Raw genomic sequence first — 12303 nt, 5'->3', positions numbered from 1 at the left:
GTTGGTGTACCTGGTGTGACGGTGCCGCACACGATCACCATTGCGGGCGTGTCAATGGTGGTGAAGTCCACCAAGGCCACGCACGTGCGCGCCTCTACTATCGACGGCCGAACGTACAGCCTCCGCAAACGCTCCATCACCGTGAGCAAATACGTGGCAGATTGCGACGGCCGCATCTACACCGCGCGCCGCCGCGGCAGCTCGCCGCTGCACAAGCGCCGCGAGATCACGGACGCGGACGGCCGTTTGGTCGGCACCACGGAGTCCACCCCCGAAGGAAACATCGAACTCACCGTTATTGATAACTCTGATAATTCCGCCACCGGCTCGGCCGCTGCTGGCGACCGCGAACTCGACGTGGACCTCGGCTTCATCGCATGGGCACTGTCGTTTGTCGACGCACCAATCAACAACCTCCGCCTCTCCTAACACGCCTCTCCTAACCCTGACCGGTTACCCCCGCCGCGCCGAACAGCAACCGCATCGCGCCCGGCGGCCCGGCGGTGTTCTCAATCGGCGGGCCCCACTCGGGCTGCCACGCGGGGCGGCCGCGGATGAGGGTGATGTGGCCGGCGCGGCGGCGTCGTTTAGCAACGCCCCCTGTAGCGCCAGGATCGTCGTCGTTGACGCGATTGTGGTAGCTGCACAGCATGGTCAGGTTGTCCATGTTGGTGTTGCCGCCGTGCTTCCAGGGGGTGACGTGGTGCGCTTCGCAGTGCTCGGCGGCAGTTTTGCAGTCAGGCCAGGCGCAGGTGGGGGAGACCAGCTTGGCCAGGAGTCGTTGTTTCGCATTTGCGTATCGACGCCCCCTGTACACATCCACCGCGCCCTCCACCGGGTGAAACAACGCCACCTCCAGTTCGGCGCCGTGGTGGAGCGCGAGGTATTCGGCGCCTGTGATGGTGGTGCCGTCGCTGAGGCCGAGCAGCACGTCTTCCACCCCCGCACCGCCTGCGCCGCCTGCGCCGCCTGCGCCGCCCGCGCCGGTGTTTGGGATCGTGCGGCCGAGGAGCTTGACGTGCTCGGGCAGTGGCACGAGGACGACGGGCCGCGGCGCGGCAGCAGCCACCCGCACCCCCGCGCCACCCCCGCCCGCGCCTGCGCTTGCGTCGCCCGTGCCGGCACCCGCGCCTGTACCGTCTGCGGTGTCGCGGTTGAGCAGGCGCGCGAAGTTCGCCGCCATTTGGGGGCCGGCGGGGCGCGACGGGTCGATGTCGCGACGCAGATGGTGTTCGAGGTCGGCCATCAACCGTTCGTCCAACGCAACGCGCAGGGAACGGGTGCGGCACCGCGACCGCGAGAACGACGCGGTCTGCTCGTACGGCTTCTCCTGACGCGGAATCAGCTCCCGAATCGCCGCTTTCAAACCCCGCGGGCTGCGCGGTTGCGCCAGGAGTTGAAGGCGGGCGGTGGGGTGGGTTGACGGGTCGTCGATACGCAAAAGTGCTTTTTCGATGGTGATGAGCTGCTCAAGCGGCACCTGGTTGGCGCGGGCAAACATGAGGGCTTCGCGGTCGGGGCGCGTGCCAAAGTACGCCTTGTGCACCATTTCCCAGTCCGCGATGAGTGTGGACGACAGGCGTGCGGCAAGGGCGGTGTCGCGGTCGAAGTCCGCAAGTGCATCGACGCTTTGCGACGCAATCAAGCCAGCAAACGAAGTCATACCCCGCACGCTAAACACCCCCGCCGCATGAGGAAAGTGCGCCAAGCGCCAGCCTGTGGATAACAAAAACCGGGCGCTGTGGAATTTCACACAACGCCCAGTTCGGCTCGGTTACGTCTTGTGGGGGTGGTTAGAAGGTACCCCCGCGCCCGATGGGTCCTCCGCCGGAAAATCCGCCGCCGCCGAAGCCGCCTCCGAAACCACCGCCGCCGCGGCTCCCCCCGCCGCCGAAGCCGCCGCTCATGATCGAGCCCCACAGCACGGCTTGCGCCATGTTGTTCGCTGTCTGCCGGTTTTGGGCGGCGCGGTAGCGGTTGAGGTCATCGTTGGCGGCTTGTGCGGCGCGTCGGGCGGTGTTGGTGGCGGTGCGTGCGTAGTCGATGGCGGCGCGGGTGTCTTTGACGCGCAGTTGGTGCGCCTGGGCGTATTCGCGTTTCGCCTGCGCAAGGAGGGTGCGTGCGTGGGAGCCGATGATGCGTCCGCGGGAGCGGATGAGGTCCTCGGCGCTTTGGATTTGCGCGGTGGCTACTTGCATTTGTTGGTCGAAAAGCTGCAGTGCGCGGCTTTGGTCGCCGGCGGCGCCTCGTGCGATTTCCAGCTGTTCGTCGATCCGCGCGTCCACGTCGGTCAGTTCGGTGTAGAGGGAAAGTGGGTCATGGGCGGCTCGCTCATCTGCGTCCGCGAGCACCTTCCGCGCCTCTTGCGCCACGTTGTCCAACGCGGCGATGTCGATCTGCGCACCCTGCTCACGCGCTGCCTTTACTTCTTCGATCTGGCGCAGTTCGTCTTCGATTTCGCGCTGCAGTGCCGGCAGGTTCGTTTGGGCGTTGCGGAGGTTTTCTTCGGCGTGTTCGATGGCGGTGAGGTTGGTGTCGGAAAGGTCCACGGCGCGGGTGGCGGCGGTGAGGACGTCGATAAGCGAGGCCTGCCTACCCGCCCCCTGGCGCGCCAGGTCGGAAGCGTCGTCGAGGTGTTTTTCGGCCTCGGTGAGCGAATCGCGGGCGATGTCTACGTTGTCCACGATGGACTGCAGCATTTCTTCGTTGTGGCGTGCGCGCAGCTCATCGAGGGTGCGTTGCGCGGGTTCGAGGCGCGCGCGGATGTCGATGGTGCGTGCGCGGACCTTGTCCACTTCTTCGGGGGCGCGCATGAGTACGCCGCGCATTTCGTTGAATTCGGCGGTCTTGTCGCGCAGCGCTTGTTCCGCTTTGCCTGACGACGACACGATATCCACCAACATCGCCCTCTTTTCGGGTTCGGTTTCGGGGATTGCGTCGTAAAGCTTTTGGTGCGTGTTGAATGCGCGCTGCAAAGTGGAGGTTGCGGTGTTCATCGCGGAGGTAAATGGGCGTACGCGGTCGGCGCCGAACTCGGCGGTGGCCAGGCGCAGTTCCTCTTTGCCTTGCGTGATGGATTCGTCCGCGGAGACGAGTGCGTCGCGGGCGACTTGTTCCAAGGTGTGCGTTGGCAGGCGCCCTAAAGCATCGGTGTCGGAAGGATCCAGGGCGCGCGCGGATTCGAGCTGTTTCGCGGTGGTCTTTTTCGTGTTGCGCCGAGACGCCGCGTACAACCCGCCGCCGGCCAGTGCCGCAACGCCCGCACCGCCGGCAAGCCAGCCCACACCGCCAGAGCCAGAGCCAGACCCTGACCCAGCGCCAGAGCCCGAGCCGGAGATCACCGCATCCGCTGCATCGATTGCGGCTCCGGCCCAGTCTTCCTGCGCCAGGCGCGGGTACGCGGCGGCGTCCATGGCGTCGATTTCGCGCTGCGTCCACTGGTTGCCGCCTTCGATGGCATAGGCGCGCTCGGATGGGGAGACCGCAAGCACCGCCGTGTTCGGCCCGTTTGCGTCAACGGCTTGGGACGCCCACGTATTTGGTGCTGTCCCGCCAAAGGACTCGACGAACACCACGCGCAACGACTTGCCCTTCTCCGCGCTGACCTGCTGCACAGCACTTTCAACGCGCGAGAGGTCGCCTGCGGAGAGTACCCCGGCTTCGTCCGTAACCGGCGCGGTTAAAAGGCGTGGGCCGGTGATGGTGGATTGGGCGTGGGCTAATGGGGCGTCGATAAGCATGGCGATCGGCGCGGCGCTCAAGCCGAACCCAGCGGCGACAAGGACAGGGATGTGGCGAAGTTTCATGGCACCCAAGGGTAGTCCGATTACGCAAAAGATAGGCTTAAGAACTGTGAGCCGATACCGTTACACCCCGGAAGATGCCGCGCGACGCGTCAGCGAGGCGCCGAAGGGTTCCCAGATCGCGCCGGATGCGGATACGCGTGGCGCGTTTGCCCGTGATCGTGCCCGCGTGCTGCATTCGGCGGCGTTGCGGCGCCTCGCTGACAAGACCCAGGTGGTCGGCCCGCAGGATGGTGACACGCCGCGTACGCGCCTGACACACTCGCTGGAGGTTGCGCAGATCGCGCGCGGTATCGGCGCGGGCCTGGGCCTGGACCCGGACTTGTGCGAGCTGGCGGGCCTGTCGCACGACATTGGGCACCCGCCGTACGGGCATAACGGCGAGCGCGCGCTGGATGAGGTGTCCGCCTGCGGCTTCGAGGGCAACGCGCAGACGCTGCGGATTCTTGCGCGCCTGGAGCCGAAGGTGCTCGACGGCGCCGATTCTTACGGGCTGAACCTGACGCGTGCGGCGCTGGATTCCGCGTGCAAGTACCCGCGCACCCGCACGAACGCGGACGGCACGGTGAACAAGAAGTACAGCGCCTATGACGAGGATGCGGCGATCCTCGCGTGGGCACGCGAGGGGCATACGGATGATCGGCCGCCGATTGAGGCGCAGGTGATGGATTTCGCCGATGACATTGCCTATTCGGTGCACGATGTTGAAGACGGCATCATTTCCGGGCGCATTTCGCTCAAGGTCCTGTGGGATTTCGTTGAGCTGGCCGCCTTGGCTGAAAAAGGTTCCCTGGCTTTCGGCGGTAGTGCTTCTTTGCTTATCGACGCCGCGTCGCACCTCCAATCCCTCCCCTCCATCTCACGCGCCGCGGACTTTAACTACACGCTCGCCGCGTGGACGGAACTGAAGCAGTTAACGAGTGAGCTGGTGGGGCGCTACGTGGGAGCGGTGACACAGGCGACGCTAGACGCGCACGATGGCCAGGCGCTCGGACGCACCCACGGTGATCTGATCATCCCGCCGAATATTGAGGCCGAGGTCAAGCTGTTAAAAACGATCGCGGTGCTCTACGTGATGGATGTGCCGGCGCACACGGCCCGCCAGGACCGGCAGCGCGAAAGCATCTTCCGCGTCTACGACTACTTGAAGGCCGGCGCGCCGGGCACCCTGGACACGATGTTCCAGCAGTGGTGGCTGACAGCGGAGACGGAGATGGAGCGTGAGCGGGTGATTGTGGACCAGATCGCGTCGATGACCGAGTCCCGCTTAGAGCGCGCCGCGAAGAAGGCCGCCGCGTTCGACGGCTTCTTCTAGCGCTTTTACGACAGCGCCGCTACGACAGCGCCGCGGCGATCTGGCCGAGCGCCTCACGCGTACCGATCTCCCCGGCCAGCCACGGCAACTCCACCCGCGGCACCGTGGGCAAAAGCGTGGAAAGCAACGCGAGCGCCTCGTCTTCAACGCCGCGGCGCGCCGCCATGAACTCCCCGTCACCTACCGGGCTGCGGCGGTTGATCACCAGCGAGCCCACGCGGATGCCGTGGTGCGTGAGCTCCTCGTGCAGCTCCGCGCTTTCCAGCACGGGCAGGCGCTCGGCGGTCAGCACGATGTGGAAGACACACCGCGCAGGATCCGTCAGCACCTCACGCAAACGCTCGAACTTCCGGCGCCTGCGCAACAACGCCGCGCGGATCTCGGAATTCCGACGCTCCACCGGATCACTGCTGTCCACCACCTTGCCGCTTAAACCCCGCATGGCGCGGGAGAACGCGTCGGACTGCTCGCGGCGCTCCATAAGCCCACCGGTGTACGCGCTCATCAGCTCCGGCAGCGCAAGCAGGCGGGCCGTGTGCCCGGAGGGGGCGGTGTCGAAGATGACGTGGTCGTAGGCGTCGGTAAGCGAAAGCTCCGCAACCGCCTCCAGCATCGCGGCCTCGTGCATGCCGGGGGAGTTGCGCGACAGATCCAGGTGACGGCGGATTTCCGAATGCATCCGCTCCGGCATCATCGCGCGCATGGAGCGCTCGACTTCCGCCAGGTGGCGTTCAGTGGTCGCCGCCGGGTCCAGCTCCACCACATCCAGCCGCGGCTCCAGTTCCCGCGGCGTATCAGTTAAGCGAGTGGACCAAATGTGGCCGAGGTTGTGGGCAGGGTCGGTGGAGATGAGCAGCACGCGCCGCTGTAAAGCAGCCAAGCTCACCGCCGTCGCCGCAGACACCGTGGTTTTTCCCACGCCGCCTTTGCCGCCGAAAAACATCACGGGCGCGGTTTCTAGCAGCATCGGACTCCATCCAGTGGTGAGCGTTCCATACCCATGCGGGTGTGCCAGGCGTGGAAATCTTCATACATAAGTGGCATAAGTTCCAGCGTGTAGTAAGTCGCCGGGTTCGGGATGCCCAACAGCTCGGAGGCGACCAGCAGGGTAAACAGGTCGTCTTCCTCGCGAGCTGCCCGGGCGAATTCGCGACGGTACGGCGCCTTGTAGAACTCGTCTAACCCGGCGCCGATTGCCTTAAGACGTTCGAACATCCGCCAATTCACCCGGCATCGTTTCGTCATCACGCCACTGCACTGCCGGCTCGCGGCGTGCCTTGGAAATGGCGGTGAACGCTTCGACGATGACCCAGATTGCGCAGCAGATGATGATCACGTCGAGGACCAGCAGCAGCCAGTTGCCGGAGTTGTAGAACGTGCGTACCTGCAGGATTGCCGCCCACAGGGACATGGCGGTGACAAACACCAGCGGCAAAAGGACCGGCAGCGTCGGGCGGCGCAGCTGCGTCAGAATCACAGCGACGATGGACAGTGTCAGACCAGCCATGAGCTGGTTGGTGGTGCCGAACAGCGGCCAGATCAGCATGCCGCCGGAGCCGTCGGTGCCCATGGAGAAGGTCAGGCCCATCGCGCAGCCGACGGCGATGATGGTGGCAACCAGGCCGGAGACCTTGAATCCCATCAGCTCGCCGATCTCGGCGACAACCAGGCGCTGCAGGCGCACGCCGGAGTCCATGGTGGTGGCGGCAAACAGCACGGCCATGGTGGCCAGGATCGTGGCGGACAGGGAGGCTGGGATGCCCAGGCCCTCGTTCATCAGCGCGCCGCCGCCTTGAATGAAGGCGTTGACGCCGCCGGCGTTCCACTCGTTGTAGATGTTCTCCCAGTCGGTGAGCGTCTTGAAGCCACTGGTGGTGGCAACGATCGTGCCAAGTGCCAGCAGGCCTTCACCAACTGCGCCGAAGTAGCCGACGAAACGTGCGTCCGTTTCCTTGTCCAGCTGCTTGGAGGACGTACCGGAGGCCACGACGCCGTGGAAGCCGGAGATAGCGCCGCAGGCGATGGTGACAAACAGAAGGGGGAAGATGCCGGGGGTGCCGTCCGGGACGGTGTCGCGCAACGCGGGTGCCGCTACTTCTGGGCGAACCACCAGGAAGGAGCCGTAGAGGATGATCAGGCCGACGAAGAGCTGCAGGCCGTTGATGTAGTCGCGAGGCTGCAGCAGTACCCACACGGGCAGAAGCGAGGCGACGAATGCGTAGGTGAACAGGAAGATGATCCACCAGCCGCGGTCCGGGATGCCCAGCATGGTCTCTGGCAGGGCGAGCGGCACGCGATCACCCAGGATCATCAGGCCATAGAGTGCGGCAACGCCCACGATGGATACCAAAGGCAGGTTCCAGTTGAGGCGGTAGATGGCCTGGCCGATTAACAGTGCCACTAGGATCGCACCCCAGGTGGGGATAACGGCGGATGGGGTGGAGATCAGCAGGTTCGAAATCACCACGGCGAACGCGGTATTCACCATGAGCAGCAGCAGGAAGATGACAACCAAGAACAGGTTGCGGCCGCGCGCGCCGATGTAGCGGCCGGACAGGGTGCCGATGGACTGACCGCGGTGGCGTTGGGAGGCCCACAGCGCCCCCAAATCATGCATCCCCGCAAAGAACACCGTGCCAAGGGTCACCCACAGAAACGCCGGTACCCAGCCCCAAATCACGGCAACAGCCGGGCCGATAATCGGCGCCGCACCCGCAACGGAGGTGAAGTGGTGGCCCCACAGCACGTATTTGTTGGTGGGGACGAAGTCCACGCCGTCTTCCATGGTGTGGGCGGGGGTCTTGTATGCGTCTGAAAGTTGGTAGACCTTGCGGCCGAGGAATTTGGAATACAGCAGGTATCCGGCGGCCATCATGGCCAGGCCGACGAATACGAGCAGAAGTGAGCTCATGTGGTGCTCCAGTCGTGGGTAGAAACCTTGGTACTTACCCGCAAAAGTATGACAGAAACCACACTTATTTTGTAGGGGTTCTCACAGACATTTAGCAGCCGCGTGTGAACCGCGGCATGGAATTCGCGAAGAGCCATGGACTTCCGAATACGTTCCGAATAGGATGCTCGTATGACCACTGTTGCGCATAGCCCGAATTACACTCGGCGCTCCTCTGATTTGAGTAAGCACTCCGCCGAGGTTTTTGCGTTGGCTGAAGATCATCCCGTGACTGTTACGCGCCGCGATGGGGAAGCGTTGATTCTCATGTCTCAGCGGGAGGCTGAGAGTAGGGCTCAGTTGCTTTCACTCGCTGCGAAGATTGTCACGGCAGCTACTAGTGAAGAGGGAGCGCTGGCGGAGCGTATGTGTCGCGTGTTCCCTTGGATGTTTGCGCTTTCTGAGCAGGACAGGCAGACCTGTGCACAAGACCTACTGGATGCTGCGCGCGCGTCCTTTGCCACTGGGCAATATCAGCTTGCTCTTTCAGAGCTAACTTCGTGGGAGGAGACTGCCTCTGCAATTGCCGCTGGTTTGAACTGTGTGGATCTTGTTTGGATTACTCCTGAAGAACCAGTGGGGCGCCCTTAACCATGGCGGCGGTTAAGAAGGGGGGATCCGTTTTGCAACATCGAATGCTGCCAAGGGGTGGCGGGACCTGGTGGCTACGTCCAGAAATGTCATGGCTGACGCGTGGGATTTTCTGACAAGGACGCCGTTGCAAATTACTCCGACTAATTATCGGCTGAAGGGGGAGCTAGGAACTGTCCAACGGGGTGGGAAGTCTTTTGAGCGTTGGCAGCATAAGCCGACGTTGAAAGGTTCTGCTCGGATTTGGTTCTTTGTAGATGGTCGCACGGTTTACTTGGAACAGGTGCACACGAATCATCCGAATCAGACTAAGTAGCTACCGCACGAGCTGCACGCCTGCATCTTCAAACACATTGAGCATTTTGCTTGCCGACGCCCCCGTCAACCCCCAATCCGCCACCACCACCTTGGAGTAGCGCGGCGAAATTTCGCGCAACACGTCCGCCAGCGCGTCCAGGTTGCGGGCGACGGGTCGTTCGGCAGCGGCTTCGGGCCCGTAGGCGGCGACGTTGATGGCGGCGCCGAGGTCGGCCACGCTTCGCACGGGGCGGGTTACCCAAACAGTCAGCATTACTTGCCCTCCACTTCACTGGCCGAAATCTCACAGAACGTTTCGTAGTGGTCGTCGGTGTAGAACCATTCGTCTACAACCCCGTCGCCACCCCCGCCGGTGACTATGCGGCGCGCACCGCGATGGTTCACCCCAGGCGTGTCCACGGTGTACTCGCGGTAGTAATCCCGCGCCTGGCTAGGTAGGTGGCCTTCGTAGTTGCCGAAGCGTTTGTCGTCGTTAACCGGGTAGGGGTAGGGTCCGCCGTCGTTGATTAAGGAGATGGTGTCCCGGGCTTGTGCGGGGAGGCGTCCACAAGCAGGAAGCCCCGACGGCCCCACACCCGTGCCTACCCCCGGTGTGGTGCACGCGCTGAGTACGCAGCAGGCGGCGAGTGCAATGAGGCGTTTCATAGGTGTCTATCGTGCCACGCGCTACCATGTGCCCATGGCTAAGGGGAGAATTCCGGATAGTGATATTGAGGCTATCCGTGAGCGCGCGCCGATTGAAGAAATTGTCGGTGAGTATGTGCAGCTCAAACCCGCAGGCCACGATTCGCTCAAAGGCCTAAGCCCGTTTAAGGACGAAAAGACGCCGTCCTTCCACGTCCGCCCCGCCCGCGGTTATTATCACTGTTTTTCCACCGGCAAGGGTGGGGACGTGTTCAGTTTCCTGATGGAGATGGAGCAGCTGACGTTCCCGGAGGCGGTGGAGGCGGTTGCGGATCATATTGGGTATCGCATTAATTACCAGGGCGGGTCCACGGGCGCGCGTGATGTGAAGCCGGGTACTCGTCAGCGTCTGCTGGCGGTGAATAAGGCGGCGCACGAGTTTTACCGTGAGCAGTTGGAGACTCCCCAGGCGCAGGTGGGCCGCGAGTTCCTGCTGAATCGCGGGTTTTCGCGCGAGCACATCTACCAGTTCGAGTGCGGCTACGCCCCGGACGGCTGGGACCTACTAACCAAGCATCTGCTGCGCAAGGGTTTTGACGTCCAGGAGCTCATCGCCGCCGGTGTGACCAGCCAGGGCAAGCGCGGCCCTATCGACAAATTTCGTCGCCGCCTGCTGTGGCCTATTAAGGATGCCGCGGGCAATGTCATCGGTTTTGGGGCCAGGAAGCTTTTTAGCGATGACCCCATGGGCAAATACATGAACACCCAGGACACGCTGTTGTATCACAAGTCGAAGGTCTTGTTTGGCCTCGATCTTGCGAAAAAGCACATCGCCTCGGGCCACCAAGCGGTGATTGTGGAGGGATATACGGACGTGATGGCCATGCACGCCGCCGGCGTGGAGACTGCCGTGGCCGCCTGTGGCACCGCGTTTGGCCGCGATCACCTGCAGACCATCCGCCGGCTCATGTTGGATGACAATTTCTTCCGCGGCGAGCTGATCTACACCTTCGACGGTGATGAGGCCGGGCAGAAGGCGGCGATGCGCGCCTTTGATGTGGATCAGGATTTCGTGGGTCAGTCATTTGTGGCGGTTGCGCCGGACGGGATGGATCCGTGCGATTTGCGCCTTGAGCGTGGCGATTCCGCCGTTCGCGACCTCGTCGCCCGACGCATCCCCATGATCGAGTTCGTGCTGGAATCCATGCTTGCGGATTTCTCCCTGGACCACGCCGAAGGCCGCGTCCAGGCACTCAACCGCACCGTGGGCGTGGTTGCGGAGATCAAGGACCCGGTTCTGCGCACCGAATACGCGCGCAGGCTCGCCGGTTGGGTGGGGTGGCCAAACCCCGATGAGGTGCTGGCCAAGGTGCGTGAGGCGGCGAAGGCCCCGAAACGTGAGTTGCGGCGCAGACAAGAAAGCCCCGCAAGCAGCACCGGGGCCACCATGTCTGCCGACCCGTCCGCACCGCGCTTCCTTGCGCCCAACCCGGCGGACCCGATGCTGTGGCCGCAGCGCGAGTCACTGAAGGCTGCGCTGCAGTACCCGGAGAAGGCCGGCAGCTACTTCGACGGCATCAACCCGGACGCGTTTACCAACCCGGCGTACCGGGAGGTGCGCGAAGCCATCGGCACCGTCGGCGGCGCAGCAAGCGCTAGCGCAGGTATAGGCGGCAATTCCAACTGGATCGCCGCGGTGGCAGGGGAGATGCGCGAGGCTAACGGCCGCAACTTCGTCGCGGAGCTTGCCGTGGAGGAGATCAACGCCGACAACATCGACGTCTACATCGACTCTGTTCTTTCCCGCCTGCAGGAAACACGCGTGGGCGACCAGATCGCCCAGCTCAAAGCGCAGCTGCAGCGCATGCGCCCGTCTGATGACGAAACCGCCTACAACGCACTATTTTCCGACCTGCTCGCGCTCGAGCAGGCGCGCCGGGAGCTCAACGCCAGGGCGCTGCGCTCGACCCCACCCGGAATGTAAAGCGACCGAGTGCTTAGCGCAACGGGAAGCTAGGCGTCCCTCTCGGTCGTGAACCAATCCTAGTGGCTACTTGTCCGTGTCGGCCAGTGCGGCTTCGCGGGCAGCCAGCTCCACCGCATCCAACGCCTGGTCGCCGCTGCGTGCAGCGCGAAGGGCATCCAGGTACTGGCCGTATTCTTCGGCGCTCCAGTCGGCGTCCTTAGTTAGACCCGCAACGCGGGCGCGGTTGGAGCAGATGATCGCCGGCTTGTTTTCCTCGCCATCTTCCTGCTCACCGGCAAGGAAGTAGGCGATGCCAGAAGCGAACTTCGGCGGCAGACCAGTGCCCACCAGTAGCTCGTACGCGGCAACCGGCTCGATGCCGTCCTGCAGCTTGCGCACGGCGTTTAGAAGCTTCGCGGCGTTGCCCTTGTTGCGCAGGAAGGACTGCAGCTGCATGACCTGGTTGGACTTGCCGGCCATGTAGGCAAAGCAGGCGCCCAGGAAGTCGATGATGTACTCGCGCGCAAACCCGGACTCTTTGACTACAGACGCAAAGTCGAAGACTTCGCTGCGGGTGATGGTCGCTGTAGCGTCGTCACGAAAGGGCGGGACGCGGCGCAAGTGGTGGGGCCAGCCGGTTTTCCAGCGGATGGGGGAGAAGCTGACGGTGTGTTCCATCACGTCGCCGTGGGTGGGCGCGTGGTTTGCAAGTGCCTGCGAAAGATCAGTCATGGGT

General features: G+C 63.6%; 12 protein-coding genes. 4 read left to right on the top strand and 8 right to left on the bottom strand.

Annotated elements, in window-relative coordinates; all coding sequences use genetic code 11:
* Positions 1-15 precede the first annotated feature (15 nt).
* Complete coding sequence (locus tag I6I71_RS11980) at positions 16-429, top strand: hypothetical protein (protein WP_201821332.1); 414 nt, start codon at positions 16-18, stop codon at positions 427-429.
* Positions 430-439: 10 nt separating this feature from the next.
* Here I6I71_RS11980 and I6I71_RS11975 read toward each other — a convergent pair whose 3' ends face one another.
* Complete coding sequence (locus tag I6I71_RS11975; protein WP_201821331.1) at positions 440-1663, bottom strand: HNH endonuclease signature motif containing protein; 1224 nt, start codon at positions 1661-1663, stop codon at positions 440-442.
* 130 nt (positions 1664-1793) lie between these two features.
* The gene (locus tag I6I71_RS11970; protein WP_201821330.1) at positions 1794-3806 is read right to left on the bottom strand and encodes a TPM domain-containing protein; all 2013 of its coding nucleotides are present in this window, start codon (positions 3804-3806) and stop codon (positions 1794-1796) included.
* On the opposite strand from I6I71_RS11970, the gene I6I71_RS11965 reads away from it, so the two are divergent.
* Entirely contained in the window at positions 3805-5118 is a 1314-nt protein-coding gene (locus tag I6I71_RS11965; RefSeq protein WP_201821327.1) for a deoxyguanosinetriphosphate triphosphohydrolase, read from the top strand. The genes I6I71_RS11970 and I6I71_RS11965 overlap by 2 nt on opposite strands.
* A 19-nt stretch (positions 5119-5137) precedes the next feature.
* Here the strand turns inward: I6I71_RS11965 and I6I71_RS11960 are convergent, their stop codons facing one another.
* From I6I71_RS11960 to I6I71_RS11950, 3 genes are read right to left on the bottom strand one after another with little or no spacing between them, the layout of a single operon-like run.
* Positions 5138-6085: an ArsA family ATPase gene (locus I6I71_RS11960; protein ID WP_201821325.1), complete on the bottom strand. Its 948-nt coding sequence runs from the start codon at positions 6083-6085 to the stop codon at positions 5138-5140.
* Positions 6076-6333: a cory-CC-star protein gene (locus I6I71_RS11955; protein WP_052203409.1), complete on the bottom strand. Its 258-nt coding sequence runs from the start codon at positions 6331-6333 to the stop codon at positions 6076-6078. Before I6I71_RS11955 ends, I6I71_RS11960 begins: the two co-directional genes overlap by 10 nt.
* Positions 6317-8029 (bottom strand): carbon starvation CstA family protein, encoded by a 1713-nt coding sequence (locus tag I6I71_RS11950; protein WP_201821322.1) that lies wholly within the window; start codon positions 8027-8029, stop codon positions 6317-6319. The genes I6I71_RS11955 and I6I71_RS11950 overlap by 17 nt, the downstream gene beginning before the upstream one ends.
* Positions 8030-8200: 171 nt before the next feature.
* Between I6I71_RS11950 and I6I71_RS11945 the strand changes: the two genes are divergently transcribed.
* A complete protein-coding gene (locus I6I71_RS11945) occupies positions 8201-8659 on the top strand; it encodes a prevent-host-death protein (protein WP_052203411.1) in 459 nt (152 codons plus the stop codon).
* Positions 8660-8975: 316 nt separating this feature from the next.
* Here I6I71_RS11945 and I6I71_RS11940 read toward each other — a convergent pair whose 3' ends face one another.
* Both I6I71_RS11940 and I6I71_RS11935 read right to left on the bottom strand, forming a co-directional pair.
* Positions 8976-9230, bottom strand: coding sequence for a barstar family protein (locus I6I71_RS11940; protein WP_201821320.1), 255 nt, complete (start codon positions 9228-9230; stop codon positions 8976-8978).
* Positions 9230-9622, bottom strand: coding sequence for a guanyl-specific ribonuclease (locus tag I6I71_RS11935; RefSeq protein WP_052203423.1), 393 nt, complete (start codon positions 9620-9622; stop codon positions 9230-9232). Before I6I71_RS11935 ends, I6I71_RS11940 begins: the two co-directional genes overlap by 1 nt.
* 34 nt (positions 9623-9656) lie before the next feature.
* Between I6I71_RS11935 and dnaG the strand changes: the two genes are divergently transcribed.
* Positions 9657-11585, top strand: coding sequence for a DNA primase (dnaG, locus tag I6I71_RS11930; protein WP_201821318.1), 1929 nt, complete (start codon positions 9657-9659; stop codon positions 11583-11585).
* 66 nt (positions 11586-11651) lie between these two features.
* Here the strand turns inward: dnaG and I6I71_RS11925 are convergent, their stop codons facing one another.
* The gene (locus tag I6I71_RS11925; protein ID WP_236587327.1) at positions 11652-12299 is read right to left on the bottom strand and encodes an 8-oxoguanine DNA glycosylase OGG fold protein; all 648 of its coding nucleotides are present in this window, start codon (positions 12297-12299) and stop codon (positions 11652-11654) included.
* Between the last annotated feature and the right edge of the window lie 4 nt (positions 12300-12303).

Origin of the sequence: Corynebacterium riegelii (genome assembly GCF_016728505.1) — a bacterium.
Lineage (GTDB): Bacteria > Actinomycetota > Actinomycetes > Mycobacteriales > Mycobacteriaceae > Corynebacterium > Corynebacterium riegelii.
The sequence above is the reverse complement of the archived record's forward strand: the minus strand, read 5'-3'. Positions and strand labels throughout refer to the sequence as shown.